The organism is Brevibacillus sp. FSL K6-0770, from assembly GCF_038000275.1.
In the GTDB taxonomy this organism is placed as follows: domain Bacteria; phylum Bacillota; class Bacilli; order Brevibacillales; family Brevibacillaceae; genus Brevibacillus; species Brevibacillus parabrevis.
Genome location: NZ_JBBOBQ010000001.1, coordinates 902,072 through 928,156, shown reverse-complemented (window position 1 = coordinate 928,156; position 26,085 = coordinate 902,072). Strand labels below are relative to the sequence as shown.

Here is a 26,085-nt window from a genome sequence, read left to right as displayed (position 1 = left end):
ACTCGCTCGCTGTCCTTTTTTCCATGCCGCTACGGGCAAAAATGTTGCGTAACCTTCGCTCTTCCCTCAGCCATATCGACCGTGGCTCTCGCTCCATTGACAAACGTCATTTGCGGAGGCATATGTCCGCAATCAATATCGTACAAAATCGGGATTCGCAGCTCATCCGCCAGCTCCTGGTACACGTCCTCTGCTGTATAGCCCTGAACAGCGTGATTCGCTGCACTGCGTCCAAACATGATCCCGGCACAGTGAGCGAACCAGCCTGCCAGCTTCATCTGGACAAGCGATCTGCGCAAGTCGGCAGCCGACAATTCACAGTTTTCCAAATACCACAGCAGTTGTTCATTTTGAATCATCGCTTGTTGAAACCGCGCTACATCCCCGTAAGGTGTTCCGATCACATGCCGGATCGTGTCTATGCAACCGCCAAGCAGCCTCCCCGTCACATGTACTGGCTCTGATTCGGTCGTTTTCCAACGAGTCGGCTCAGTAAGGTGAAACACATAAGGTGATGGATTGTCGTGCTGCCACTCTGCCTGGTAGTATTCGGACGCCTCTTGTACAACCTGCTCGCCTGTTTTGGTCGAAAGTACAGCCTCCCATTGGGCTGTCGTCGCATCCATGCTCTCCCCGCGCAAGTCGATCAGATTGGTGCCATGAGCCGTGGCTACACCCGTTTTCAATGTAATCGCAAGCAACAACAGACTGATATCGGAATAGCCAAGCACCCATTTGGCCGGAAATGCTTCAAAATCGAGCTGATCGAGAATTTCAATCAACAGTTCGCCACCCCATGGAGGGATGATCAGATCGATGTTTTCGTCGCGAAGCATGGCATTAAATTCTGCTGCGCGGATGGCTGCATCAGCCGACCTTGCTTTTTGCTGCGTCCATGCTGTGTCTTTGCAAACGGTTGAATAGCCCCGTTCCTCCGCTCGTTTGCAGGCAAGTGTAAGCAGTTCATGCAATTCAGCCGGCACCCCGGACGATGGAGCCGTTACGCCGATTGTGCTGCCTTTTTTCAAGACCGGATATGTAATCACAATGTTCCCCCCTCGCCTTTTTTCCATTTTATCGTAAAATCAGACAAAAAGCAGATGGATATGGATGACGCGCTTTGCTCCCTGACCATTTGAAAAGCCGACTGCTATCCATGTTGGAACAACACCCAGTGAAAGAAAAACGATCTCGAAAAACGGATTTTCTCCAATACATATGCGTGTATCGAAACCAGCTAGGCTGTGCAGAAAAAAGGGTTACTCCACTTTTGATGGAGTAGCCCTTTACGCGTGCGCTATAGTGACCCATGCTGGACGCTCTTTCTCCGCCGGATGATTCCCGTTCAGCCAGATCAGATGCCACAGCAAAAAAAATAGCTGCCGAGACTTTCTCGACAGCCGGGACAGCACGGAGCCGTCAACCATTTATATAAAACGGGAGGGAAGTAGAGGAGTTTCAACAAACATTACAAACGTGATTCCAGTTGGCGAATCGAATCGTTACTGCTTGCTCGTATCAGTTGATGTAGACTGATCGGCTGATCCGCTGTTTTCCGTTCCTGTCGTTCCAGCAGCGCCTGCGTCAGACTTGCTGTCTGAGCTGTTGCTGTCAGCCGCTGGTGCGTCAGATGACGTGCTTGTGCTATCCGAGCCGCCTGTTGTCGCATCAGAGCTGTTGCTCGATGCATCAGACGTCGATTTGTCCTCCGAAACCGAGTTGTCACTCGATTGTCCATCACCTGTAGCTGGTGTCGTTTGACTGGTGCCTTCTTGTTGTGTCGCTGGTTCAGGCGTCCCTGTTGTGCTGGAGCAGGCAACCAGGCTTCCAGACAGGAGTAATGCGACAGCTGCAATGGAAATCCATTTTTTATTCATGCTCATTCTCCTTTCATCCTTGGCTTCGTGACCTTCTCGCCGTCACAAGAACATCGTAACGGGCAAAGATAACCATTCTGTAAGGAGAATAGGAAAAAACCATGATCTAATTATGAAAAAAGTATGACCATGACCGCAAGCAGCGTCATGGTCCCTGTTTGACGAGCGATACGGGCGATACCGGCATGATCGGCAACAAAATAGTAAAGGTGCTGCCTTCCCCCGGCACACTTTCCACGCGACACACGCCATCGTGCAGCTCTACCAGCTCTTTGACGATGGCAAGTCCAAGCCCTGTACCTTTATTGTTTTTGGAGCGACCGCGATCCACCTTGAAAAATCGCTCCCAAATCCGGTCGAGATCGTCCGCAGCAATCCCCATCCCCGTATCCTGCACCTGGATGCGCATCCATTGCTCCTGCAGCCCGGCGGTCATCCGGATTTCGCCAGCCGTAGTGAATTTCAGCGCATTTTTCACGAGGTTCTTCAAAATTTGCGCGACCCGATCCTTGTCCGCGTAGATGCGCGGCAGCTCCGCTTCGGCCTCGACTACCAGTTGAAGCCCTTTTTCTTCCGCCTCTTGCCGGAATGAAAAAGCTACGCGGTTCATGACCTCTGCCACATCGACCGGGAACTTGGCGAGATTGACCTCGTTGTTCTCCAGCTTCATCAAATCCATCAAGTCGTCGACCAGACGATTCACCTGCATCGTCTCCGAGTACATGACGGCGTAATACTTTTGCCGCGCTTCCTCATCTTCTACCAGTCCGTCCTGCAATGCCTCCAAAAATCCTTGCATCGCCGTCAGCGGCGTGCGCAGCTCATGCGACACATTGGCGAGAAAGTCGTTGCGCACCTGTTCCAGATGGTGCCGCTCCTGTTCGACCTTTTCCAGCTTTTCCGCCATCGTGTTGATCGTGTGAGCCAAATCGCCGATTTCATCGTGCGTATCGACCTGGACGCGCTCTGCGTAATTGCCCCTGCCGATCTCCGCAGCCGTCCGCTCAATCGTGCGCAACGGGCGGGAAATCGACCAGGACAAGTAGGAAACCATCGCCGTAGACAGCACAACGCCGAACAGCGTAGCCCATAAAATCGACTCGCGCATTTGCCCGAACGTTTTCTCGATCCCTTCGATTGGAGCATGCAGGATGATTCCCCCGTACACCTGCTCCCCCTCGCCCCACGGCACAGAGACTGAGAGCATCGGGTCCTCCAGTCCTTCGATTTTCAATTCCGTGACCGCATTTTTGCCTTTCAGCACGTTGTCTGCGATGGAGACAGCGACCGACTTTCCGGTGAAAACTTCGTCCTTCATCGAAGTCGCGACAATTTTCCCCTCTTTGTTGAACAGCCATATCCGGGTGTCAAACGATTCGTCGAGCATCGCCAGCTTGTCCAGCAACTCCTTGTTCACCCGATTGCTGTCGTGAATCGCGACGTTGACCTTTTTCGCCATCCGCAGCAATTCTTCTTCCTTGGAATTGTAAATGTACTCCCTCGCAAAAAAGGAGAGCAGGATGCCGGAAATGCCCAGTCCGACAAGCACAGTAGCCAAAAAGCTGAACAGCAGACGGCGGAAAATGCTTTTGGAAGTGCCCAGCATCAGCTCTCCACCCCAAACTTGTAGCCGATCCCCCAGACTGTGTGGATGCACTCATACGGGAGATTTTCCAGCCGTTGTCTGATCTTTTTGATATGAACGTCGATGGTGCGGACGTCTCCGAAATAATCGAAGCCCCACACTTGTTCGAGAAGTTGCTCGCGCGACCATACGCTGCCTGGCGATTTAACCAGCTGCACGAGCAAATCAAATTCTTTCGGGCGAAAGCTGACCTTTTCTCCCGCGACGATGACCTCCCGCTTGTCCAGGTCAATCGTCAACTGCTCAAAGCTGAAAATGCGCGGCGCATCCTCCTCGACCTTCGGCTTTGGCTGCAGGCGGCGCATGATCGCCCTGATTCGCGCCACCAGTTCGCGCGGGCTGAACGGCTTGGTCACATAGTCGTCCGCTCCCAGCTCCAGACCGAGCACACGGTCAAATTCCTCATCTTTTGCCGTCAGCATAATAATCGGCGTATCCCATTTTTTGCGAATTTCCCGACACGCCTCAAAACCGTCCATTTGCGGCATCATGACATCCAGAATCAAAACATCGGGTTGTTCCGTCTCTACAAGGGCAAGAGCTTCCCGTCCATCCTTGGCGACGACAAGCTCGAACTGTTGTTTTTCAAAATAAAGGCGAATGATTTCGCGTACATTTGGATCGTCATCAGCTACGAGGACCTTCATTTGGGCCATGGCTAACAACCTCCTTTCCTTTGAACGGCATAGGAAAAAGGTGCCGTTGCAGACGCTACAGCTTTTTCCCATGGTAACACAGATCATCCTCGTTGTGGACGGATAGAAGTCCTAACTGTCCGGGAATAGCAGGAAGTGAACAAGCGACAAAAAACGCGCCAGACCCTTTTGCAAGGCGGCGCGTCGTCTTTTCTTCATCTGATCGATCGGCAAAGCAAAGCCTACACCTTGCCCAGTTTTTGCTCCAACACTTTTTGTCCGTCTTTGCGACCGGGACGCAAGCTGCCCCATAGATAGCCGATCAGCCCTCCGGCGATGGCAGGAAGCAGCCAGCCGATCCCTTCCTTGTGCAGCGGCAAATGCTCCAAAATCGGCGCGAGCGCCGCGATCTTGATGCCAGCCTGCGCAAATCCATCCAACAAACTGACCACCGTTGTGGCAATAATCGCCCCCTGGTAAACAGCGGCGTAGCCTTTGAATGATTTGTGGAAAAACGATACGAGCATCAAGACAATCGCCAGCGGATAAATCGCCATGAGTACCGGAACGGATATCGCGATCAGCTGCGTCAGCCCTACATTGGCAACAGCCGCGCTGAACACACTCAAAATGATTGCCATTGTCTTGTAGGAAACACCCGGGATATGCTGGGAGAAAAAGCGGCTGCATGCCGTCACCAGCCCGACAGAAGTCGTCAGGCAAGCGAGTGATACCGCGCCGCCGAGCAACAGATTGCCGAGCGGACCAAACAGATGCTGGACAGCGCCCGTCAAAATTTGTCCGCCATTATCGGACTGTCCCAATGAATAGCTGGTCGCCCCCATGTATCCCAGCGCCAGGTAGACAAGCCCCAAGCCGATCGCTGCAATGACAGCCGCCTTGATGGTCGACCATGTCAGCTTTTTCGGGTCAGTGATGCCCTTTTCCCTTACAGCAGCAGTGACGACGATACCGAATACCATCGCGGCCAACGCATCCAGCGTAAGATAGCCTTCGACAAACCCTTTGAAAAAGGCGGTATGCTGGTAATCTCCCGTCGCCACTCCTACCTCGCCCATCGGTTGAAGGAGCGATTTGAAAAACATGATGCCAATAATGATCAGCAAAGCAGGAGTCAGAACTTTCCCAATTCGGTCTACAAGCTTGCTCGGATTCAATGCCAGCCAAAACGTGATCGCAAAATAAACAATCGTGGTCACAAGCAGCGGAAGCGGGCTTCCTTTTGCCGATTCAGACAAAAACGGCAGAACGCCCATTTCGTAAGTAACCGTACCTGTTCGCGGGATGGCCATGAATGGCCCGATCGACAAATACACAATAAACGTAAAGACGGTTGCAAACAGAGGATGAACTCTCCCTGCCAACGCTTGCAGATTGCCGCCGCCCAATCCTACGGCGATCACCCCGAGGAGCGGCAAGCCCACCCCGGTCACAATAAAGCCGAGCATGGCAATCCATACATTTTCACCCGCTGCCTGTCCAAGCGCTGGCGGGAAAATCATGTTTCCGGCTCCAAAAAACAAAGCAAACAGCATAAGTCCTACAGTAATGGTTTCTCTCTTTGTTAAATCTCTCATGTTACTCCCCACCATATTGTTGGTTTTTATAAAATTTTTATTAGTATAACTTAATTTTTCTTCATTTATCAACTGTAATTTGTTGAAAAGTAAAGAATTTTTCGTCAAAGGTGACAATTATTCCTCCCAGACCTCTTTGCGCTTGACGGCGCCTACCGCTTCCCAAATGTATAGAGAATATATGCTTCGCCACGGTTCCCAGCGTTCTCCCATGCGGCGAATTTCTTTCTCATCCGGCTTTGTATCTAGTTTATATACAAGCGAAATCCCGTTGCGCAGTCCGATATCGGCGGCGGGCAGCAAATTGGGACGGCCCATTCCGAACATCAAGAGACACTCCACTGTCCAGCGGCCAATTCCGCGCAAGGCAGTCAGATGAGCCACAACTTCCTCGTCTTCCATCGCCCACAGCCGCTCCAGCTCCACGGTTCCATCGACAATCGCACGCGCGTAGTCGATGATATACTCCGCTTTGCGCTGGCTGAACTGCAAGGGACGCAAATCTTCCACAGCGAGCCTGGCGACTGCTTCCGCGGTAGGAAAAGCGAGAAACTTCACCCCGCGCTCGTCCACGACCTCATCGCCTGCCAATGCCAGCAACCGTTGCGTCAAATTCGCCGCGAAGGTCAGATTGATTTGTTGACCGATAATCGTTTTGACCATCGACTGGAACAGATCGGAGTCGTGCATCAAGCGCAGGCCGCGAAACCGTTTGACAAGAACAGCCAGTTCAGCTTCTTCCTGCATTTGTTCATAAATCGGCAAAAGGTCGAGGTCAGCGCAAAAAACGTGACGGATCGTGCGCACCAGCTCGTCTCGTTCCTCTGCTGACAAAGCCGAAGTCGTCCCGACCTGCAAGACTGGCTGATCGATACTTCCCACAAATTGCAAGCTGGTCAAAACCGGGCGTGACCCGACCCGAAAAACGCGCCTGAGCAGATTGTTTTCTGCTTGTACTTCCAGTTGGGGATCAGGATGAGTTTGCAGCCGTTGAAAAAGTCGTTCGAAGGAGTACGGAGGCATAAGCGGGATCTGGAATGCGTGCACGAAAATAACCCCTTTCACTCAAAGGCAGATTCTTGGCTTCATCCTAACACAAAACACCCCTGAAAAGCTCCAGGGGTGTGGTTCACGCGTTGTATGCGGTTTACTTCGAGAACATTCCTTTGAGCACGAACTTCACGTTTGCCGGGCTTTCTGCCAGACGACGCATGAAGTAGCCGTACCAGTCATTTCCGTATGGCACGTATACGCGCATTTTGTAGCCTTCGCGAGCCAGGTCGATCTGGGATTGCGTGCGGATACCGTACAGCATTTGGAACTCAAACTGTGTACGCGGAATGTTGTATTCTTTTTCCAGTTGTTTGACATAAGCGATAATGTTGTCGTCGTGTGTGGCTACGGCAGCATATCCGCCATTCAGCAGGTGTTGCTTGATGATTTTTTTGTAGTTCTCATCTACATCCGGCTTGTTCGGGTAAGCGACTTCCGCGGACTCTTTGTAAGCGCCTTTTACCAGACGGAAGTTCACCTTTTTGTCTTTCAGGCTGTCGATATCATCGGAAGCCTTGTACAGGTAAGCTTGAATAACCGTTCCGACATTGTCGTATTCTTCCAGCAGCTCATTCAGGATTTCCATCGTCACATGGTTGTGTGCGTAATCTTCCATGTCGATCCGCACGAACAAGTTGCCGTTTTTCTTCGCTGCATCGAGGATGCGTCTCATGTTTGTCATGCACAGCTCGCGGCTGATATCCAGACCGAGCGAAGTCATTTTCAGCGACAGGTTGCAATCGACACCGGATTGGTGAATCGCTTCCAATGTTTTGATGCAGTAGTCAGCTGACTCGTTTGCTTCTTCCAGGCTGAAAACAAATTCACCCAAGTGGTCGAGTGTGCAAACAAGACCTTGCTGGTTCAACTTGCGTACAGCAGCGATTGCTTCTGCAATCGTGACACCGGATACAAAACGGCTGGCCCCGAAGCGCAGACCCCATTTTTTCGCAGCCGCATTCATCGCTTTATTTTTGGATAAGAATAAGAAAAAATCCTTCATAGCTTGTTCCATCGTTGACTGTCTCCTCCTCAACGTACTCTGCATCATTTGTACTAGCATAAACCGTGCCAACACAGCCTGGTTCCGTGATATCTTGACTTTGCCAATCATGATGGAGCACGACTGCTGTACATACACTTCAACACATATGTACATTTCGTGTCTATTCTTGTACACTTCTGATTAGTTACAATTACTGACGGGTAAGGGCTAAGCAGATGACCAGTCCCTTTTACCTGTTAGTGTGGATAGGAAGTGACGATTTGAAACCTCTATTCTCACTGGATAGTGTTGTCTCGGACTTGGCAATTCCAGTCAATCCTCTTGATATTAAAATACGCGAAGGCGAAAAGGAGGGTGTATGGCGCGACGGCGAGCGTGATGTAGCGGTGATTTGTGTTCCCGCGACCGCGACGCTTGCCCAGTGTCTGGAACATATCCGCCTGGCACTCGCCACTACTCCCACGCCCACATTGGTCACGGTCGATAGGGAACGACGGGCAACAGGCATTGTTTTGCCGAATCAATTGCTGGCCGCCTTTGTCAATTTGACGCAAAACCAGTCTGTCCTGCTCAGCACCTTGATGGACACGATGAGCGAAGCCATTACGATCGTCGACTCCAACAATATCGTCCAGTATTGGAACCGGGCCGCTGAAACCATTTACGAGATCGACCGGGATCAAGTGCTTGGCACCTCGCTTGACGAGCACTTTGCCAGCGAGTCCATCCGCCTTTTGGACGCCTTGCGCCAGGGCACGTCTGTTCAACGGGTGTACCATATTCCTCGCCCGGACAGCCACGTCCTGATCAATGCCGCACCGATTCGCCAGGATGGGCAGATCATCGGGGCGATCTCGATTGAACAGGATATTACCGAGCTTGTCCGGCTGAATGAGGAGCTGGCGCACACGACCGCCCACCTGCACAACTTGCAGCAGGAAATGAGCCGATTTCAGGCGGCGGATGATCCTTTTTACGTGATCAAAGGGCATTCCGCTTCCATTCAGGCCGCCATCAGCTCTGCGAAAAAGGTCGCCCAAACCGACGCCACCGTGCTGATTTACGGCGAAAGCGGCGTGGGCAAAGAGCTGTTTGCCAAAGCGATTCACCAAGCCAGCAGACGGCGGGAGAAGCCTTTTGTCGCCATCAACTGCGGAGCGATTCCGGCAGCGCTGTTTGAAAGCGAGCTGTTCGGCTACCAGGGGGGCGCTTTTACCGGAGCGGAGAAAAAAGGCAAGCCAGGCAAGCTGGAGCTGGCCCATGGCGGCACGCTTTTCCTCGACGAAATCGGGGAGCTTCCGCTGGAGCTGCAAGTCAAGCTGCTCCGCGCCCTGCAGGAGCGGCAATTTTACCGCGTAGGGGGAACCGAGCCGATCACCGTCAACACCCGCATCGTAGCAGCAACCAACCGCCAACTGGAACAGATGGTGTCAGACGGCCGTTTTCGCGAAGACTTGTATTATCGGCTCAACGTCTTTTCGCTGGAAATTCCCCCGCTGCGCGCCAGACGCGAAGATTTGCCGGAGCTTGTCCAAATCTTCATCCACGAGTATTCCGTCGTGCATGAGCAAGCCGTGCCGCGCATCGCGTCAGAGGTGATGCAGGCTTTGTTCGACTACAGCTGGCCAGGCAATATTCGGCAGTTGCGGAATGTCATTGAACGCCTGTCGATCCTGCAAGAAAACGGCGTCATCTCCCCGGAGCATTTGCCAAGCGCGATTCGCTCCCAGCATGAAGAGATTCCTCCCGCTGCTTTTGCGTCCATAAACAGTACGTACAGCGCCCCGGCAGCAACGCGTCCTGTGCACGTCCCGGCAAATCCGTTGGCGATGCATCATCCCCCCGGACAGACGGAAAAAGAGCGCGTGATCGCAGCTCTGGAACGCACGTACGGAAACAAAAAGGCGGCAGCCGAGCTGCTCGGCATCTCACGGGGCACCCTTTACAATAAGATGAAGAAATACGGTCTTGATGAGGAGTCGTTCAGATGGAATTGATCTCATGGCAGGATGACCAGCTTGCAGTTCGTTACGGCGGGGAAAACGTTGTTCTTTTGCCAAAAGAATACACCTTGCTGAAATACATGTACAGCTGGAAAAACCGGACCTTCAGCCGGGAAAATTTGCTCGACGCCGTATGGCCGCTGGAAAATCCGACAGACCGGACGATTGACGACCACATTTATCGGCTGCGCAAAAAGCTGCAAAAATGGTCCCATCTATTCACCATCGACACAGTGCGAGGGGTAGGCTACCGCCTGACATGGAAGCAGCATCAGCCGCCGCCCCAGCTCCATGCTTTGAACGAAAACTTTTCCGATCACATCCGGCAAATGCTGTCCACCTACCATGGAATGGGGATGGGCGCAGCCCTACAGACTCTCGCAGCCAATCAAGAAATTCTCGGATTTCAGCTGGACCCTTTTTACGCCATGTACATCCGCTTTGTCGTCGGGGATTTTGCCTGGTTTATCGAGGACACGGATTCACCGATGAGCGAAAAGCTGTTTTATTTGTTTCACCTCTACCACATGACGGAAATGGATGGGCGCAAAACGATCCATGTGTTTCAGGAGGTAGGGAAAAGACAAGCGGAGATGCCGGAAATATTTCGCGACGAAATACAAATCAACGCCGTCGCCCTCTACATCCAGGCGGGTGAAGAACAGCTTGCCAGAGAGCAGGCGGTCCGCGCGCGAAAAATCGTGGAACAAATGGATTCGGAAAGCTTCACGCTTTTTTTGTTGGCAGAGGAAGCTTGGATGGAGCTTTTGTCCGATTCAGTTGAGATAGCCGAGAGCAAGCTGGCGAGAGCTTCTGTCATTTTGCAAAAGGTTCCGATGCAACGGGAGCTGGGCAGCTTCAAAGTGCTGCAAGGCTTCTGCCAATATCACCGTCAAGAGACAGCTCAAGCGAGGCGGCTGGTCGATGAAGGTGTCGAAGTCATCCGGTCCACCCAATTTGTCCCGCACCTGATTTACGCCGTACACAACATTCTGCTGTTTTTCCGCCGCTTCCCCTGCGATGCCAAATGGGAGAGCCGCTATCAGAAAATGTGGGACGATTTATCCTCGCAATACCAATTCGAGCAGTTGAAAAAGTCGATCATCCACAAACTGTCCGTCCGCTTTTGATAATCCTCTGACAAATCCCTTTTATCATCAAATCAGCACGATGCGATGGAGGGATTTTTTTGTTACAGAAAAACAAGGCGTTTCGGACACTGCTTACTGCGTACGGTCTTTCCACGCTGGGAGACTGGTTCGATTTTATTGCTGTCGCCATTTTTTTGGGCTACGTCTGGGAGGCCGATCCGATGACGATGGCTCTCTTGCCGATTGCGTATGCTGCTCCCGGTATTGTGCTCGGACAATTTGCTGGAGTGCTGGCTGATCGGGTGCACAAAGTCCGGATGATCATGACGGCCAACATGGTTCAGGCCAGCCTCACCTTGCTTTTGCTCGCCATGCCTGACCCGCTGTCGTTTCTGCTCGTCATCGCCCTGCGCTCCTGCGCTTCCGTCTTCAACGATCCTGCCCACCAGACATTGACGCGGCAAATTGTTTCTCCTGAACATCTGCTGCGGGCAGCTTCCTTGAACGGAGGCATTTATCAAACCGCCAAGCTGATCGGGCCGTTGATCGGCGGGACGATCGCCGCGATCCTGACACCCGCGATTTGTCTCATGATCAACGCCGCGAGCTATGTCGTCTCTACTTTGCTCATGCTGACGATTCGCAATGTGGAGAGACGCCTTCCCAAATCCGCCTCGGACTCGGGAGAAAAAGCCGTTTCGCTTCGCGTCGCCTGGCAGGAAGGCTGGGCTGTCTTTTTGCAAAATCGGGTCTTGCTCGTAAGCGCGCTTTTTTCGCTGCTCGCCATGATGGCGATTCAATTGGCAGACGCGCAGCTTCCTGTCATCTTCCGCGAAAAGGTGCCGAATCGTCCGGAGATCGTCGGCTACTCGGTCAGTGTCATCGGACTCGGTGCGCTTTTGACGATCACATGGCTGCATCGGCTGGGCCAGATTCGCTCGTACGGCTGGGTGCTTGGCGGCGGCGTTCTGCTGATTGGCATCTGCTTTTCCTGGATCGGCCTCTTCCAGCCAGGGTCGGCCATCTACTGGCTGCTGCTGGCTTCGTTGCTCGCCGGCATCGGGACAGGGTTGACTTCCGTAGGGCTGAACTACCTCATTCAAAAAGAAACGCCCATACACGCACTCGGACGCGTACGGGGCATTATTGATTCGCTTTCCAGCGTGACATTTATCGTCGCACCGCTCATGGGCGGCGGTTTGATGACCTGGCTCGGTCCGGCGAAAAGCTTTTTATGGATAGGCTTGCTCGTCGCAGCTGTCGGGGGAATTGCCATTGTGCTGCAACGCTGGATTTGGGGAAATCGGGCAGCAAATTCTTCTCCTGCCTCTTCTCGACAAGCGGGATAACTTCGTTTAGGCCCTGACCGTCGTCAGCAAAATAATCATCGCAAACCCGTTCGTATCTTGCCGTTGATCCTTTGCCAGCAACAACAGGTTCAAAGAGGTCGGCATCCCGAACATCAGGATCATCACCGCTCTCTCTACTGGATTCTCGCTCATCCACATGGCGAGCGGCCAGGCGATCAGGACAGGCAAGACCAGCCAAACCGAAGTAACCGACATTCGCCAAAGTAGCAGCGAGCACATTCCATTTTAGCATGTCATCCCGCCAGCCCAGTCGTCCGGCCACCAGCCTCAACAGCCCGTATACGAGCAGCGTCGTCATGAAAAAATGCAGAACAATGACAGCCAGCGATTGCACTGACACTTCCGAGTGAACAAATGACTGAAAGATCAGGATCGGAATGAGGTAGTAACGAATGGGAAGCCGTTGTCAATTGCAAAAAAAAATTGGTCCCGCTGACCAATTCACGAAATGAGTTATTCGATTTTCACTTTTCGGCGCTCCTCAATCTGCCTGTGCAAAATGTATTTGCGCAAATTGTGGAAATGTCGCGCGTTGATCCCTTTGATCGTGCAGCCGTAAAAATAATGCGGCGCTTCAATCCGCTCATGAATAATTTGCAACTCGGAGATTACGACCCCATCCGGTCTGTTGCGCCCGTACAACTCAAAGGAAAAGACAAGCGCCTGCTCGACGGGAACAGGTTTGTCCGCCCGAAATGCCAGTCCGCCCAGGCTCAGGTTCACCAAATACACCATTTGGCTGTATACGGAAAAAAACGAATCCGGCTCTTGGGTCGGATATTGAATCCAGCCCTTCACTTCCATATCGAAGCGGGGATAGCGCCTGCGTTGCTCGCGAAACTCGCTGGCCGTTGGCGAATGGAACAAAAACAGCCGATTTTTGTCCCGCGCCACGACGACTGCTTCAAAGTTGCTGATGGTTTCATAATCAGCGGTCAACAGACATGGAATCTGATCACCGACCGTCACATCCAAGTGTTGGGGGAAGACCGCTTCGATTAAATCTCCTTCTTCGTATGTCACGTGGCCTTCCACCAATTGATTCCCTTTTCTAATTTGTATAATGCTTTCCATCTACGTTCTCCACCACTTCGTACAAAAATTTACTAGGTTTTCCGGAATCTTTCCCTGGATGCTTTTCGCGGAAAATAAGGTATAATGGGAACATTGACAGATAGGAGGTTACAAACCGATGAATCGTTATCAAATGGTAACACTGACTTTGGCATTTTGCGTAACCGCCTGTCTCATCGGAGTTGGCATTTCCATCGGGGAAAAAAGCCCCCTCGGTATCCTTGGTTGTATCGTTGTTGCCTTCTCATTGATGGGATTTGGCTTTTCGTACAAGCGCAAGCATATGCGCTAACCTCTTCTCCGTTATCGCCGTACAAGCAGGCTGTTCACGTAAAACAGGACAGAAGGCAGTCCTTTTGCCTGTTTCAGCAGCTGTCTAGCGATGGTATATATGTGTGGCTGGCTGCGGTTTACTTTGCGATCTGCCAGATAAAATGCGACCAACCCGTCCACGATCATACGGTGAAATGCAGGATTTGGCAAGCGTTTAACGCTTGCCTTTGCTTGTTTTATGAAAAACTGCAAGCGCTCCGTCGCTACCTGCTCGGATTCGTAATAGCTGACAAAATTCAAATCTCCGCCCAGTCTGTCTTCTTCCAGATCGATCAAGTAATCAAGCAAAATATGTAATCCGCAGAGCCAAGGAAAATACGCTTCGCTGACTGCCTCGATTGTTTCCTCGTTTACCTTTTCATCTGTCGCCAGGCAAAACAAAGCGAAAATCCCGATCGTCGAGCCAGTGACCGCCGCAAATTCTTGCCATTGCAAATAACTGAAGCGTTCCTTGTGATCGTCCCACCAATCGAGCAACGCTTTCTCACGCAAATGCTGCGCGATATGTTTGTGCACCTGCAAATCGCTGTACAGACAGGAGAAGGTCAGTACCTTGGATTGAATTTTGCTGTAAGCAGGCAGTTTGGCCGCATATCGTTGACAGGTTTGCACCAAGTCCGCCAAAAAGCCGCCATCATTCTTGTCTTCCCGATATAAATAGTAGTCCCGCAGAGGCGCGCCAGGCGTCAATGCATCCTGCATGGAATAATGCAGCTGACGAAAGTCCTCGGGGTCTAGTGACGTGCTTCGATCACACAAATTGTCCAAGTAGTCGCTGATCGTCTGATAAGCTACGATCAACGGCACAATCGTCTCCACGTAAGGAATGACCTGTGCGGCGTACACACATCCACCCTGACAGTGAAACTTTTTGGAGTTCATGCTGTCTTGCGCCTGTTTTCCCAGCTCAGGATTCGGAATGGCCTGCGCTTTTCGGTACCAAGCCGCAAACTCCCGCTCCAGAACAGGTTGAACGTGACGATAGACCCGGTATAGTAACTGCCATGGATTGCGTAGTTCGCTCACATGCTTCCCTCCCCAAACAACAATAGAAATATCTTACCACATTTGCATCCTCACTCCAAAAGTCACCCTTGCCATATCCTCGTCTTCTTTTTGCTTTTCTATGAAGGGAATGGATGAACTTTTTTTGTCTGAAAGCAAACGGAGGAAGCATGACAGCGCGAACTGACAATGCAGCAGCTTAACGCACAAAAGCACAGCGCTTTGAGCGACCCTCTTTTTCTAAATAGATAGACAATTGCGTCAGGCAATCCGCCTGCCTACTCTTCCACTCACCTACGTTGCCTTTCCTATTTTACTATATTTTTCAATGGGAATTTGCAGTTTTTTTAGTCAAGTGTTACAATTCTTTCCATTCTCTCGCCACAATAACAAAAAACCCTCTCTGGCGCTTGGCTTCGGCTTGAAGCAGTGCGCGCACCTGAGAGGGTTTCGCTTTATTAATCTTCCTCGTGACGAACGATTTTCGTCCACCCGTCTACTTGTTCCACCCGACGCTCTTTCATGAGCTTGCCAAGCGCACGTTTGAAGCTGGATTTGCTCATCTGGAACTTTTCGCGGATGATATCCGGTTCGGTACTGTCTGTATAAGGCATGGCTCCGTCCCGATTGATCAAATAGCGCAGCAGCTTGTCGGCATCTTCGCCGTACTGCACTTCTTTGCGTTCCTTCATGGAACCGTTCAGCCTGCCGTCTTCGCGCACATAACTGATGCGGCTGGTCACAGTCTGGCCCAAACGGAGTCGGCCAACCATCTCATCGCGGTGAATGAACAAAATATGCTCGTCCTCCGTCAGCAAAAACGCGCCTGCCGCTATGACTTTGTAGACCGTGCCTTCCACCTGCTTGTTCAGCATCTCTGCTCCTGCCATGGCGGCAATTTTGGTTACTTCATTTTCTGTCACAGGCTTGGCCAGCAGACGTCCGAGCTTGTCCTGTTTCAACGTAACGAGAATCTGATCCCGCGGGCGCGGCCACTCATCGCTCAGCTTGGGCAGGTCGTCGACGAACAGAAGCAAATCTTTTTTGATCCCGTTATCGAGGAAAACTCCCATGCGCGGGGAAATGTCCACAACTTCCAGCCAGCCATACTCGCCCATGCCGACATACGGCATATCCATCGTCGCGGCCAATCGATTCTCGTGGTCGTGGTACAAAAACACTTCCACCTCATCGTCCAAATGCAACCGTTCGTGCGCTTCCTTTTCGTGCAGGAAAACTTCGTCGTCGCCCGCGCGAAGGAAATAGCCGATCTCGGTCTTTCGCGCCACCTTCATTTCCAGTGTCATGCCCGCCTGCAAATTGCCAGTAGCAGCAGCAGCAACCTTCTGCGGCTCGCGTTTTGTCTTTTTGTACATGCTTCTTTCTTCCTCACTCTCTTCCTATATGCACACTAACTATACCCATCCCGGCCAGGAAAATACCACTACTTTTTTCTCGCGAGAACAAAGCTTCCGCCTAAAAAAAGGCAAGTCTCGTCTTCGCGAACATACATATGACAGTAAGACCCGGCTTGTACCCCGGTTTCATTTTGCCAACAGACAGGAGTGACCGCTATCCATGCTCGTACTTCTTGAACATATTTTTCTCGGGATTGTTCAAGGCTTGACTGAATTTTTGCCGATCTCCAGCACAGGCCACCTCGTCTTGTTCCGAAAGCTGTTTGGCATGCAGGAGGTCGGGCTGCTTTTTGACACGATGCTCCATTTCGGCACGCTGATCGCTGTCGTCATCGTGTTTTGGCCGCAAATCCGCTATATCGTCTTGAACCCGTTGTCCAAGCTGACCAAGCTGCTCGTGGTCGGAACGATCCCGACTGCGGCGATTGGCCTGTTGTTCGAGGACTATTTTGAAGAAATTTCCCGCAGCGGAATCACCATCGGCTGGGAGTTTCTCGCGACAGGGGCGATTCTTTGGGCTGTAGAGTCCATGCGGCGCGGCCAGCGAAAGTTCGACGACATCAGCTATGCGGATGCCCTGATCATCGGCACTTTGCAAGGAGCGGCGATTCTTCCCGCCATCTCCCGTTCCGGACTGACGATAGCCGGAGCGCTCATGCGCGGGATTGATCGGGCTGACGCTGCCCGCTTTTCCTTTTTGATTTCCTTGCCAGCCATCCTCGGGGCATGTGTGCTGCAAACAGCCAAGCTGGCGGCGGCGCCACTCCATACCGCCCTCCTGATCCCGATGCTCGTCGGAACAATCTGCGCCGGACTAGCCGGGTACGTCGCCATTCGCTGGATGCTGAAAATCATCAGCACAGGCTCGATGAAAGGCTTTGCCGTTTACGTCTGGGTACTGGGAGCACTGATTTTGGCGATGCAATATCTCGGCTGGTGAAGCCAAAAGGAAAAAAGCCGGCTGCGCCATAGCCGGCTTTTTATCTGCTCTCTTCCTTGTCAGGATAACGACTGGCGATCAGTTTGCCTACCAAAAGAATAATCCCGTAAAAAGCGGTCGCCAAAAGGGAAGTTGCCAGCCACGTAGCTGTTCCCAAGGCGAGATAAAGCAGCGCATGAGCGATAAAAATACCCACAAGCCATACCAGGATGTTCATCCTGTTCAAAAACGTCATCAAGCCGCGCAAGTGTCTTTGCACCTCCACCAATCCATTTACTACTGTTATAGCCGATGGAGGGAGGTTTTATCCCCTGATCTCTGTACCAGATCAAGGAGCCGGCACGATCACGGCAAATCCGGCCCGTTCCAATATTTCCGCCAGAACAGGAAGTGGCGTGTCTGCCACTTCCCGGTACATTTTCGGAGTGTGCAGATGTCCGGCGTGCGGGAAGTCTTCGGATAAGCTCGCCCGCAATTTTTTTCCGCTGTCATCTTCATCTGTAAACAAATACACTTCTTCCGCCGATTCTGCCTGGGCCAGAAGCTGTTCGCCTTTCTCCTGACTGTAGGAGCCAAACGTGCAAAAGATGGTCACAGGCTCGGCCAGTACGCGAAGCAATCGCTCCTTGTCTGTCTTCCCCTCCACGATGATGACACACTTCCCCATGCCATCCCCTCCTTTATCACTCAAGCATTTTCTTTCTATAGTATACCTTGCGCCTTTAGGAAAGACAGTCGCCCTGCGGGAAAATGTGGGGCGAGTAGTTATGCCGCAAGCTAGACATCGTAAATAAAGAAGCCACGTTATAAAGGGGGAACACGCGATGTCCAAATTCAAAAGCGCGAAAAACTTGAACCAAAAAGGATTGGCTGTCAGCGGACTGACCAGCAGCACGGTGGCGGATGATACGCATACCGAAAGCAACCAAGGCTCTTCCCAGCAACACAATCAGCACAATCGCGAAGACAACACCACACAAGGGTAACGGTGTAACGGCTTCTTCCACAGAAGCCGTTTTTCCATGCGTCCACGTTTGCCAAAAAAAGCACACCCGCTGGCTCCTTTACTTTCCTGCTCCGCCTTGCTACGCTAAGATCAAAACTTTCTGATTACGGAGCGATTACTTGTGGACCCATCGGCATCATTATGGAAGAATCCGTCTTTTTTGAAGCTGTGGCTGGCGCAATTGACTGCGAACATCGGCGACCAATGCTACAGTTTTGCTTTGCTCTGGTACTTGCTGCAAGCGACCAAGTCAGGGACGGCGCTCAGCTTGCTGGCCATACCGGAAATGGTGGCCGGACTGCTTTTTTACCTGATCGGCGGCGTGCTGGCTGATCGGTACAATCCGCGCCTGCTGATGGTCGGGGCCGACGTCGCCCGTATTTTTGTGGCGATCGGAGTTGGCATCATGGCCGCCATGGGCATCGAGCAGTTTTCCTTTTTTCTGGTCGCGCAATTTTTACTCGGCTTGTTCTCCAGCCTGTTTCAACCAGCCCGCACTGTCGCGCTGAAAACCGTCGTGTCACTCGAACAGCTTGGACGCGCGAATGCCATCCTGGACACGACTTTTCGCACCGTTCGGATCGCAGCGCCGATGACAATCGGACTTATCGCTTCCATCGTTCCGCTTTCCGCTCTGTTTTTTGTCAACGCTACGAGCTACTTGCTGTCTGTCGTTTTCTTGTATGCGATTCGCGTCTCTTTGACCGATACGCGGAACGGTCCGGCTGCCAAAATGACTCCCGGACAGTATGTGCGCGATATTGCCACAGGCGTGCGAGAGTTGAAAAAAAGCCGGATGTTGTTCCTGATTTTGCTGTTTAGCAACATGGGCTTTCTCGTCTGGCAAGTTTGCTACAGCGTCGGCTTTCCTTTTCTGGCCGAGCGCATGCAACAAGGCAACGGCAGTACGCTCGCGATGCTGATGGGCTTTTACGGGGTGGGCAATCTGCTCGGCAGCCTCTACATGTCCCGTGCGTACTACACGAAGTACCTGCTTGTCATCATGATCGGCTGGACGTTGCAAGCTGGCGGGTTCATGCTGCTCGCCGCTGGCGGGGCGATGCACTGGGTCGCTTTTCTCGGAGCCGCAGTAGCCGGGGTCGGCGGACCGTTTATCGGCATCCCGACCGTCACGGCCATTCAGGTCAAGGCGGGAGCGAGTACAGGAAAAATTTTCTCGATCAACATGCTTTTCTTTACCTTTTTCTCCATGCTGTCCAGCAGTCTCGGGGCCATATGGCTTGGCAGCTGGCCCGTTGAACAACTGTTTTTCGCGAGCAGCCTGTTCCTCGTCGTCATGTCTGCTGCAGGCTTTGCCATCATCAAACGAACATCCCGTGAGCAACACCAATCCGCTTCGCTATGAATGCGCGATTGGTGTTTTTCTTTGTGAAAAAACAATTGCATTTCCAATTTTCACGTCATATAATCTGACATAAATAAAAATTATGTTAGATTATCTAACACGAAAAGGAGTGGAATGAATGGAACCGACTCTCACTGAACTCTCGTCCGCCATTGATGCCACATGGGTCATGATCTCAGCCATCCTCGTCATTCTCATGCAGGTAGGTTTCGCCCTGCTTGAGGCTGGCTCGACCCGGATGAAAAACGCAGGCCATGTGGCAGGCAAAACCGTCCTCACCTTCGGCATTTGCTCCCTTGCTTTTTGGGCATTCGGCTTTGGCCTGACTTTTGGAGACGGCAATTCTTTTATCGGTCTAACGGGCTTCTTCTTCGACGGCTTGCAAAAAGACGCCTTCTCCGCTTTTTCCGCCGCTTCGGTTCCCATTTCCATTCTCTTTCTGTTTCAACTGGCCTTCGCCGCGGTTTCGCTGGCAATCGCCTGGGGCGGTTTCGCCGAACGAGCCAAGCTGTCCGTTTACTTTATTTTCAGCGTCTTGTTTACCGTCCTCATCTATCCGGTCGTCGGTCACTGGGTATGGGGCGGAGGCTGGCTCGCACAGCTCGGGATGCAAGACTTCGCTGGCTCGACGGTTGTCCATCTGCAAGGAGCCATCGTCGCGCTCGTCGCTACCGTGCTGTTGAAGCCGCGCATCGGCAAGTACAATCGCGACGGCAGCTCCAATCTGATCCCCGGCCATAACCAGGTTTACTCCGTGCTCGGCGTCCTGTTTCTGTGGATCGGCTGGTTCGGCTTCAATGCCGGCTCCACGCTGGGCAGCACTTCCGGATTTTTCGGTTACATCGCCGTCACTACCAATCTCGCTACCGCCGCAGGTGCAGTAGCCGCGCTCGCCATCTCGTGGATCGTCATGGGCAAAGCCGACATCCCGAGCATGCTGAACGGCGTGCTGGCTGCTCTCGTCGCCATTACAGCTTCTTGCGCCTTCGTCGATCCTTGGGCTGCTGTTGTCATCGGAGCTGTGTCAGGTATTCTTACATTTTATACATCCATCTGGTTTGATCGCCTGGGCGTTGACGATCCGGTCTTTGCCTTCTCCGTTCACGGTGTGGCAGGAATTTGGGGAACTTTGTCCACTGGTTTGTTTGCGACGCCGGAGCTTGCTGAAAAAGTCGGCGTCGGCGGTGCCGGACTGTTTTACGGCGGAGGCTTGCACCAATTGGGCGTACAGGCGCTCGGCCTCGCCGGTTCCATGGCTTACGTCTTTGTGGTAGCTTATGTGATTTTGTCTGTTTTGAAAGCGACAATCGGGCTTCGAGTCACAGAAGAAGAAGAGGTGGTTGGTCTTGACCTTAGCGAACACGGGGGATATGGTTATCCCGAACTACTGCAACCTGAGCGCATGCGCCCGGCAGCATCCCACCAAAGCAGCACCTCTCACACTCTCACCTGAGCAAATCGAGCGGATTAGACAGGTTAATTCATTTGCTGAGCTTGCGCTGATTCGGCATGAATTGTTGGACCCGTCTCCTATGCGCGACTTGAACCGGGCTGGCGAGATGGCTCCCTTTTCCATTGTCGTCAATTTGATTCACGACAACCTGATTCGCCAAGGCGTTCTGCTCGCTGTCGATTCCTTGGCGAAAAGGGGGCTTGGCACCCCGCCTGTGCCGTTTGCCTTTTTGCAATTCGGCAGCGGCGGGCGGTTCGAGCAAGCCATCATCAGCGATCAGGACAACGGGCTTGTCTACGATCTTCCTGATCACCTCAACGAACAAGAGATTGAGGCCGTTCACGGCTATTTTCAACTGCTGGCAGCCGCTGTCGTCTCCGGTTTGGAGGAAGCGGGCTATCCGCCTTGCCAGGGCAACGTAACATGCCTTTCCCCCAGATGGCGCGGCAGTGTCGCTCAATGGGTCGACCAGTTGGACCGCTGGATCTCGCATCCCGTCTGGGAAAATGCCCGCTATCTGCTTCTGGCAAGCGACGTGCGCGTGCTGTACGGGGAATCCGCTATTTTCACCCCGGTATTGGATCGATTCAGGCAGCTTTTGGCTGGCAATACGTTTTTGTTGGATCGGCTGGTCAGCAACACGTTGCACTACCGGGTGCCGCTTGGTCTGTTCGGGCGCGTCCTGCCTGAAGTCACTGGCCGTTTTCGCGGAGCCGTCAACATCAAATACGGCATCTATTTGCCGATCGTCAACTGCGTGCGGCATTTCGCCCTGGCGCACGGCATCTTCGCCAGCTCGACGCTGGAGAGGCTGGGCCAACTGGCGGAAAAAGGCGTGTGGAGCAAAAGCTTTTGCGACGAAGTAGCGGCACATTTTCGGCTGATCCAGGGACTGCGCCTGATCGCCTTTCTCCATTGGGAGGACGGTCTGTATACGAGCAACAGCTACATCAAGCTGAGCAAGCTTTCCCCCGATTCAGCCGTATCGATGCGCGAGGCGATGAAGCTGGCTATCCGCCTGCAAAAAATGACGGCCAAACTCCCGTCCAGCTTCAAAGGATAGGGGGGAGACGCGCTTGGCAAAATGGGATTTCATCGGCCGCCTGTGGAACATGAATCGCGGCATGACAGGCGTACCGGGCGACTGGAAGTGGGGGCTTGGCGAGGACGACAAGCAGCATCAAGCGTACTTGCGCTCCATCTCCAAGGAAGCCAGGCGTGTCGATTCCAGCGAAAACATACCGCTTGCCGATTTGGAGGTAGTGGTGGTCGATCTGGAAACGACGGGCTTTTACCCGGACCACGGAGACGCGATCATCTCGATTGGCGCGGTCGCCATGCGCGGCGAGAAGCTGCTGCTTGGAGATTCGTTTTACACGCTCGTCAATCCCGGGCGGACGATCCCGCCGCACGTCAGCTCGCTGACCGGAATCTCCGACGAAATGACCGCAGACGCCCCCGAGCTTCTGGAGGCGTTGTCGCGGTTTTTCCGCTTCGTCGGAGATCGTCCGCTCGTCGCCCATCACTCCCGCCACGAACGCGAATTTTTCCGGTCGGCCCTGTGGAAAACGAGTCGGCGTCCGTTGACACACCGGATGCTGGACACGATGCTGCTCATTCGCCTGTTGAGCAACCCGATCGGCAACGGATCGCTGGATGCCCTCTGCGCCCTGCACGACATCCCGATCTCCCGCAGGCACCATGCCTATTGTGACGCCGTAGCTTGCGGGACGCTCTGGGCGACGTATTTGACAAAAGCACAAAAAGCCGGATACACGAGTCTCCGGGAGGTATATGAAGCTTTGCGCTAGAATGTGACTTTTATCGTTTGGATCTCAAAGGAGACGGTTCCCATGTTGCACATCAGAGACGCTGTTTTGGGCGATTTGCCTTCCATGCTATGCATCTACAATCATGCGATCACTCACCTGGTCGCGACATTCGACTTGGAGCCACAGACCATTGCCCAGCGCGAAGTCTGGTTTCACAAGCACAACAAAAACCATCCTTTGATCGTCGCCGAATGGGAGCAAGAAGTCGTCGGCTACTGCTGCCTTTCCACTTTTCGCGAAAAACCCGCTTACAACAAAACGGTCGAGCTGTCCGTCTACATCGATGCAGAACAGCGGGGACGCGGCATCGGAACGGCCCTGCTGAGTGAAATCTTGCAGCGGGCAGAACAACTGGGCTACCATACCGTCATTAGCGGAATTGTCGGCGGCAATGAAGCGAGCGTCAAACTGCATGAAAAATTCGGCTTCACGCTTGCCGGAAGGTTTCAAGAAGTAGGCTTCAAATTCGGCGAGTGGCACGATGTTTATTTTTACCAGCTGCTGCTTGGGCAAGAACATTCCTCGCTCAGTCGTTAACAGGCTCGAAACAAGAAAAAGGAAGCTTGCGAGAGCTTCCTTTTTTCACGCTTATCTACGCTACTGGCTACGGAGCTTGCGGGGCCTGCGCCACATCTGCTTCGACGGCATTGGTCATCGCCAGCAACGCCTCATACGTGACTGGCAAAAGCGACTCGGCGATGCCAGCGGCGGTATAGACGACAGGGAAGCGCCGCAGCGAAGTGTCCACGATTACAGGCACTTCTTGCTCCAACGCAAAGGGACAGACAGCCCCGACACGATAGCCCGTCACCTTTTCGACTTCCTCCATGGAAGCCATTTTCGCTTTTCCCAAACCGAGCGCAGCTTTCACCTGCTTCGGGTGTATCTTGACATCGCCTGCCGCGACAAAAAGCGCAAACTGGTCGCCGGAGCGAAACAGGATCGACTTGGCGATTTGTCCTACCTCGCTGCCCAACGCTGCTGCGGCCGCTTCCGATGTAGGAAGAGGCTGTTCATACACAATCGGCTCCAGCTGCGGATCGTACCGTTTGACAAATGCGCGAACTCTCTCCAAGGGGCTTGTCTCTTGCATAGCTGCTCTCCTCCTTGCACACTACTCTTCCAGCACGTACACATCGTCACCGCAGGATACCGTGCCTGTCTCCACCACGGAAGCGTATACTCCGAAGTGATTGTCGTGGCGCTTCACGCATGCCTTCAATACTTCCGGGGTCCTCTGCAGCGTATCCGGGTCAATGTTTACGTACACACAACGCACGCAATGCATCGTTACTTGCAGCGTAACATCGTTGATTTTCAATTTTTTTCCTATCCATTTATCTTCTGCAAACGGCTCGTCGTCATCCAGCACAACGATCAGATTGCCGCGAAAGCGTCTCGGGTCAACCCATTCGCTGCCGATCTGGCGGGCAATCTCGCGCAAGGAAGCGTCTGTCACCAGCAAAATATGTTCTTCCCAGTCCTGCTTGCCCTCCGAAGGAATGCTGCGCAAAGGCGTAACGGGCCGTTTGGCTGTGTCCGCTACATGGGAAAAAAGCGATTCCCCCCACTCGTGAACGCTGCCGTCGCTCGCTACGACTCGCACCTGCGGATACTCTTCCTCGCTCTGTTTTGCCTCCATGGTTGCAGAATAGCCAATAAGAGCTGGAACTTTGTCTGCGCCCAAAAATTTTCCGGGCCGTGTATCATCCCAAAAGCGATACACGCGATCCCCGTACAGCCCAAAAGCATCGATCTCGGTTGATGTAAGTAGTTCCCCGCGCATTGCCTTTACAGGATGGCGATAGATGCTTTGCAATGCTCCTACCTTTTTCATGCAACCCTCTCCCTCTCTATCTAGCCTTTGATAAACGAGTTGCGTACCCTGCCCCAAAAGGTCAGGCGCTTGTAGCGCGCGAATTTCACTTTGCCCTGGCCCACGCGGCAAGTAATGGAACGAACGCCTGTCCACACGCCTTGTTCGCGGTCCAGCCCGATCATGATCTCCGGGTTCATGACAATCAGCTCTACTTCATGATGCTTGGGCAAAACAAGCGAGCTGTTGATCGTCCGGTATGCCTGGTTGTTGATCGAAGCGATCTCCGAAAGCTGAATGGCCTCAATCGACGGATGCACAATCGCCCCGTCTACAGCCTTGTTGTATGCCGTGCTGCCTGACGGCGACGAGACGATCAAGCCGTCTCCGCGAAACGTCTCCAGCTCATCGCCGTTAATGTAGACGCAAGCAACCAGCGTCGACAAGGACGCATTGCGCAAGACAACTTCATTCAGCGCCCATTTATCGTATTGCTTGCCATCAGCGGTTTCAATCCGGCATTGGACGGTCGGATACTCCGAAATCGCCGGCTGGGCGTGCAGCAACCTGTCGACAAATTCGTCCAGCTCCTCCGGCCGCCAGTCTGCATAAAATCCGAGGTGGCCTGTATGAATCCCGACGTAGGCCGGCTCCATCCCGTATTGGTGAACGGCTTCCAGCAGTGTTCCATCTCCGCCGATCGAGAGCACCATATCCGGCTCCTCATCGGTTCCATTCACAAAAGTATACGAGCTGCCAGCCTCCTTCAGCTTTTCCTTGAGCAAATTCTCTACTTCCCGTGTATAATCGTCATTTCGCAGTACAGTCGCAATCTTCATGCTGGTCTGCCCTCACTTTTATCCTTCGAAGCGGTCAAGTACGCTTGTTTGTTGATCTCACTATACCACATGAAAAAAGGAGATGCATGGAAACCGAAATGGATTTTACCAGCGTTCTTCCTGGAACGATCCCGCGCGAAATTCCCCCGGAAAAGAAAAAGCGGGCCTCATGCAAGGCCCACCCGTCATCCAAGGCGATTTTCCAGCTCTTTCACGATTGCCTCCGCCTTGCGAATCCATCTCGGGTCAATGTCGGCATCCTTGTCGATCGGCTGCTGAAACTGGTTCATCACTGCCGAAGCGACAGGCGCGTAGTAGCCGATATCTTCTTCCACTCCTGTGTTGTACACATGACGCAACACAAACGGCTCGCCAAGCTCCAGCCACGCATCCGGGCTGTCCAGCTCCCCTTGCAAAACTTTTACAGGCAAGCGAAGGTAGACCATGTTTTGATCATCCAGCGTCCGGTCAAAAAAGCCTTGCTCATAGTCCCAGTTAGCCAGCGTAAAATGCGGCTCAAGCGACTCGCGAAAGTAGCCAAACGTCGCCTTCGTTCCGGGGAGACTGCTCTGTATTTTTTTCATCTGGTAATCCTCCTGCCTTCGTCACATTTTATGGATAGTGTGCGACAAAAGGGCAGGTTGTACTCGCACAGCCGTGCTCTTCAAACGCACAACAAGCCCCGCTGCCAATCATCCGCTGGCAAAGAGGCTTGCATGCTCCCG

General features: G+C 52.9%; 28 protein-coding genes. 11 read left to right on the top strand and 17 right to left on the bottom strand.

The genetic code is table 11. From position 1 onward, the window contains the following. Positions 1-29: 29 nt before the first annotated feature. The 7 genes from NST23_RS04715 to NST23_RS04685 all read right to left on the bottom strand — a co-directional run bounded on the left by NST23_RS04715 (position 30) and on the right by NST23_RS04685 (position 7,823). Positions 30-1,046 carry a S66 family peptidase gene (locus NST23_RS04715; protein ID WP_173597111.1) on the bottom strand — a complete coding sequence of 339 codons (1,017 nt, stop codon included), beginning with the start codon at positions 1,044-1,046 and terminating at the stop codon, positions 30-32. Between the two features lie 456 nt (positions 1,047-1,502). Next, positions 1,503-1,877 (bottom strand): hypothetical protein, encoded by a 375-nt coding sequence (locus NST23_RS04710; protein ID WP_122966218.1) that lies wholly within the window; start codon positions 1,875-1,877, stop codon positions 1,503-1,505. Positions 1,878-2,022: 145 nt separating this feature from the next. After that, entirely contained in the window at positions 2,023-3,483 is a 1,461-nt protein-coding gene (locus NST23_RS04705; RefSeq protein ID WP_173597112.1) for a sensor histidine kinase, read from the bottom strand. Beyond that, on the bottom strand, positions 3,483-4,178 hold the full coding sequence (locus NST23_RS04700) for a response regulator transcription factor (RefSeq protein ID WP_063230467.1): 696 nt from the start codon (positions 4,176-4,178) through the stop codon (positions 3,483-3,485). Before NST23_RS04700 ends, NST23_RS04705 begins: the two co-directional genes overlap by 1 nt. Positions 4,179-4,399: 221 nt before the next feature. After that, positions 4,400-5,755, bottom strand: a complete 1,356-nt coding sequence (brnQ, locus tag NST23_RS04695) for a branched-chain amino acid transport system II carrier protein (protein ID WP_173597113.1) — start codon at positions 5,753-5,755, stop codon at positions 4,400-4,402. 117 nt (positions 5,756-5,872) lie between these two features. Beyond that, positions 5,873-6,802, bottom strand: a complete 930-nt coding sequence (locus tag NST23_RS04690) for a DNA-3-methyladenine glycosylase family protein (RefSeq protein ID WP_122966221.1) — start codon at positions 6,800-6,802, stop codon at positions 5,873-5,875. A gap of 100 nt (positions 6,803-6,902) precedes the next feature. Next, a complete protein-coding gene (locus NST23_RS04685) occupies positions 6,903-7,823 on the bottom strand; it encodes a proline dehydrogenase family protein (protein ID WP_063230470.1) in 921 nt (306 codons plus the stop codon). 251 nt (positions 7,824-8,074) lie between these two features. On the opposite strand from NST23_RS04685, the gene NST23_RS04680 reads away from it, so the two are divergent. The 3 genes from NST23_RS04680 to NST23_RS04670 are packed head-to-tail and all read left to right on the top strand — an operon-like array spanning position 8,075 to position 12,257. Beyond that, complete coding sequence (locus NST23_RS04680; RefSeq protein ID WP_173598658.1) at positions 8,075-9,811, top strand: sigma-54 interaction domain-containing protein; 1,737 nt, start codon at positions 8,075-8,077, stop codon at positions 9,809-9,811. Continuing rightward, a complete protein-coding gene (locus NST23_RS04675) occupies positions 9,802-10,947 on the top strand; it encodes a winged helix-turn-helix domain-containing protein (protein ID WP_242772603.1) in 1,146 nt (381 codons plus the stop codon). Before NST23_RS04680 ends, NST23_RS04675 begins: the two co-directional genes overlap by 10 nt. Before the next feature lie 59 nt (positions 10,948-11,006). Next, the gene (locus tag NST23_RS04670; protein WP_173597116.1) at positions 11,007-12,257 is read left to right on the top strand and encodes an MFS transporter; all 1,251 of its coding nucleotides are present in this window, start codon (positions 11,007-11,009) and stop codon (positions 12,255-12,257) included. 6 nt (positions 12,258-12,263) lie between these two features. Here NST23_RS04670 and NST23_RS04665 read toward each other — a convergent pair whose 3' ends face one another. Next, positions 12,264-12,473 carry a hypothetical protein gene (locus tag NST23_RS04665; protein WP_122966225.1) on the bottom strand — a complete coding sequence of 70 codons (210 nt, stop codon included), beginning with the start codon at positions 12,471-12,473 and terminating at the stop codon, positions 12,264-12,266. A 258-nt stretch (positions 12,474-12,731) separates the two neighbouring features. Then, the gene (locus NST23_RS04660; protein WP_063230480.1) at positions 12,732-13,352 is read right to left on the bottom strand and encodes a PilZ domain-containing protein; all 621 of its coding nucleotides are present in this window, start codon (positions 13,350-13,352) and stop codon (positions 12,732-12,734) included. A gap of 118 nt (positions 13,353-13,470) precedes the next feature. Between NST23_RS04660 and NST23_RS04655 the strand changes: the two genes are divergently transcribed. Beyond that, positions 13,471-13,644 carry a DUF5325 family protein gene (locus tag NST23_RS04655; protein WP_217022472.1) on the top strand — a complete coding sequence of 58 codons (174 nt, stop codon included), beginning with the start codon at positions 13,471-13,473 and terminating at the stop codon, positions 13,642-13,644. An 11-nt stretch (positions 13,645-13,655) separates the two neighbouring features. Here the strand turns inward: NST23_RS04655 and NST23_RS04650 are convergent, their stop codons facing one another. Then, complete coding sequence (locus NST23_RS04650) at positions 13,656-14,711, bottom strand: tetraprenyl-beta-curcumene synthase family protein (RefSeq protein WP_122966226.1); 1,056 nt, start codon at positions 14,709-14,711, stop codon at positions 13,656-13,658. Between the two features lie 437 nt (positions 14,712-15,148). Beyond that, entirely contained in the window at positions 15,149-16,066 is a 918-nt protein-coding gene (locus tag NST23_RS04645) for a CvfB family protein (RefSeq protein ID WP_280649095.1), read from the bottom strand. 202 nt (positions 16,067-16,268) lie between these two features. Here NST23_RS04645 and NST23_RS04640 point away from each other — a divergent pair, with 202 nt between their 5' ends. After that, on the top strand, positions 16,269-17,048 hold the full coding sequence (locus tag NST23_RS04640; protein ID WP_063230485.1) for an undecaprenyl-diphosphate phosphatase: 780 nt from the start codon (positions 16,269-16,271) through the stop codon (positions 17,046-17,048). Between the two features lie 40 nt (positions 17,049-17,088). On the opposite strand, the gene NST23_RS04635 is transcribed toward NST23_RS04640, so the two are convergent. After that, a complete protein-coding gene (locus NST23_RS04635) occupies positions 17,089-17,307 on the bottom strand; it encodes a hypothetical protein (protein WP_229049826.1) in 219 nt (72 codons plus the stop codon). Positions 17,308-17,376: 69 nt separating this feature from the next. Beyond that, positions 17,377-17,715 (bottom strand): toprim domain-containing protein, encoded by a 339-nt coding sequence (locus tag NST23_RS04630; protein WP_122966229.1) that lies wholly within the window; start codon positions 17,713-17,715, stop codon positions 17,377-17,379. Between the two features lie 157 nt (positions 17,716-17,872). Here NST23_RS04630 and NST23_RS04625 point away from each other — a divergent pair, with 157 nt between their 5' ends. The 6 genes from NST23_RS04625 (at position 17,873) to NST23_RS04600 (ending at position 23,242) form a co-directional block, all read left to right on the top strand. Next, complete coding sequence (locus NST23_RS04625; protein ID WP_167470374.1) at positions 17,873-18,034, top strand: hypothetical protein; 162 nt, start codon at positions 17,873-17,875, stop codon at positions 18,032-18,034. Between the two features lie 141 nt (positions 18,035-18,175). Next, positions 18,176-19,420, top strand: a complete 1,245-nt coding sequence (locus NST23_RS04620) for an MFS transporter (RefSeq protein ID WP_122966230.1) — start codon at positions 18,176-18,178, stop codon at positions 19,418-19,420. A 118-nt stretch (positions 19,421-19,538) separates the two neighbouring features. Beyond that, complete coding sequence (locus NST23_RS04615) at positions 19,539-20,873, top strand: ammonium transporter (RefSeq protein ID WP_122966231.1); 1,335 nt, start codon at positions 19,539-19,541, stop codon at positions 20,871-20,873. A 79-nt stretch (positions 20,874-20,952) separates the two neighbouring features. Beyond that, a complete protein-coding gene (locus tag NST23_RS04610) occupies positions 20,953-21,936 on the top strand; it encodes a DUF294 nucleotidyltransferase-like domain-containing protein (RefSeq protein ID WP_409362249.1) in 984 nt (327 codons plus the stop codon). Positions 21,937-21,949: 13 nt separating this feature from the next. Continuing rightward, positions 21,950-22,684, top strand: coding sequence for an exonuclease domain-containing protein (locus NST23_RS04605; RefSeq protein WP_122966233.1), 735 nt, complete (start codon positions 21,950-21,952; stop codon positions 22,682-22,684). Between the two features lie 42 nt (positions 22,685-22,726). After that, positions 22,727-23,242 (top strand): GNAT family N-acetyltransferase, encoded by a 516-nt coding sequence (locus tag NST23_RS04600; RefSeq protein ID WP_340963228.1) that lies wholly within the window; start codon positions 22,727-22,729, stop codon positions 23,240-23,242. A 67-nt stretch (positions 23,243-23,309) separates the two neighbouring features. Here NST23_RS04600 and NST23_RS04595 read toward each other — a convergent pair whose 3' ends face one another. From NST23_RS04595 to NST23_RS04580, 4 genes are all read right to left on the bottom strand, one after another. Continuing rightward, complete coding sequence (locus NST23_RS04595) at positions 23,310-23,798, bottom strand: YbaK/EbsC family protein (RefSeq protein WP_340963225.1); 489 nt, start codon at positions 23,796-23,798, stop codon at positions 23,310-23,312. Positions 23,799-23,819: 21 nt separating this feature from the next. Next, positions 23,820-24,542: an MOSC domain-containing protein gene (locus NST23_RS04590; protein WP_122966236.1), complete on the bottom strand. Its 723-nt coding sequence runs from the start codon at positions 24,540-24,542 to the stop codon at positions 23,820-23,822. A gap of 20 nt (positions 24,543-24,562) precedes the next feature. Beyond that, positions 24,563-25,360, bottom strand: a complete 798-nt coding sequence (locus tag NST23_RS04585; RefSeq protein ID WP_122966237.1) for an NAD kinase — start codon at positions 25,358-25,360, stop codon at positions 24,563-24,565. Between the two features lie 185 nt (positions 25,361-25,545). Beyond that, positions 25,546-25,944 carry a YugN family protein gene (locus NST23_RS04580; protein WP_173597119.1) on the bottom strand — a complete coding sequence of 133 codons (399 nt, stop codon included), beginning with the start codon at positions 25,942-25,944 and terminating at the stop codon, positions 25,546-25,548. Positions 25,945-26,085 lie beyond the last annotated feature (141 nt).

Bases quoted from the DNA above. Each gene is read 5' to 3' on its own strand.
- NST23_RS04580 (WP_173597119.1), bottom strand. From the start codon at position 25,944: ATGAAAAAAATACAGAGCAGTCTCCCCGGAACGAAGGCGACGTTTGGC.
- NST23_RS04590 (WP_122966236.1), bottom strand. From the start codon at position 24,542: ATGAAAAAGGTAGGAGCATTGCAAAGCATCTATCGCCATCCTGTAAAG.
- NST23_RS04630 (WP_122966229.1), bottom strand. From the start codon at position 17,715: ATGGGGAAGTGTGTCATCATCGTGGAGGGGAAGACAGACAAGGAGCGA.
- NST23_RS04640 (WP_063230485.1), top strand. From the start codon at position 16,269: ATGCTCGTACTTCTTGAACATATTTTTCTCGGGATTGTTCAAGGCTTG.
- NST23_RS04660 (WP_063230480.1), bottom strand. From the start codon at position 13,352: ATGGAAAGCATTATACAAATTAGAAAAGGGAATCAATTGGTGGAAGGC.
- NST23_RS04615 (WP_122966231.1), top strand. From the start codon at position 19,539: ATGGAACCGACTCTCACTGAACTCTCGTCCGCCATTGATGCCACATGG.
- NST23_RS04610 (WP_409362249.1), top strand. From the start codon at position 20,953: ATGCGCGACTTGAACCGGGCTGGCGAGATGGCTCCCTTTTCCATTGTC.
- NST23_RS04600 (WP_340963228.1), top strand. From the start codon at position 22,727: ATGTTGCACATCAGAGACGCTGTTTTGGGCGATTTGCCTTCCATGCTA.
- NST23_RS04705 (WP_173597112.1), bottom strand. From the start codon at position 3,483: ATGCTGGGCACTTCCAAAAGCATTTTCCGCCGTCTGCTGTTCAGCTTT.
- brnQ (WP_173597113.1), bottom strand. From the start codon at position 5,755: ATGAGAGATTTAACAAAGAGAGAAACCATTACTGTAGGACTTATGCTG.
- NST23_RS04700 (WP_063230467.1), bottom strand. From the start codon at position 4,178: ATGGCCCAAATGAAGGTCCTCGTAGCTGATGACGATCCAAATGTACGC.
- NST23_RS04685 (WP_063230470.1), bottom strand. From the start codon at position 7,823: ATGGAACAAGCTATGAAGGATTTTTTCTTATTCTTATCCAAAAATAAA.
- NST23_RS04665 (WP_122966225.1), bottom strand. From the start codon at position 12,473: ATGTCGGTTACTTCGGTTTGGCTGGTCTTGCCTGTCCTGATCGCCTGG.
- NST23_RS04585 (WP_122966237.1), bottom strand. From the start codon at position 25,360: ATGAAGATTGCGACTGTACTGCGAAATGACGATTATACACGGGAAGTA.
- NST23_RS04710 (WP_122966218.1), bottom strand. From the start codon at position 1,877: ATGAATAAAAAATGGATTTCCATTGCAGCTGTCGCATTACTCCTGTCT.
- NST23_RS04625 (WP_167470374.1), top strand. From the start codon at position 17,873: ATGTCCAAATTCAAAAGCGCGAAAAACTTGAACCAAAAAGGATTGGCT.
- NST23_RS04595 (WP_340963225.1), bottom strand. From the start codon at position 23,798: ATGCAAGAGACAAGCCCCTTGGAGAGAGTTCGCGCATTTGTCAAACGG.
- NST23_RS04655 (WP_217022472.1), top strand. From the start codon at position 13,471: ATGAATCGTTATCAAATGGTAACACTGACTTTGGCATTTTGCGTAACC.
- NST23_RS04675 (WP_242772603.1), top strand. From the start codon at position 9,802: ATGGAATTGATCTCATGGCAGGATGACCAGCTTGCAGTTCGTTACGGC.
- NST23_RS04645 (WP_280649095.1), bottom strand. From the start codon at position 16,066: ATGTACAAAAAGACAAAACGCGAGCCGCAGAAGGTTGCTGCTGCTGCT.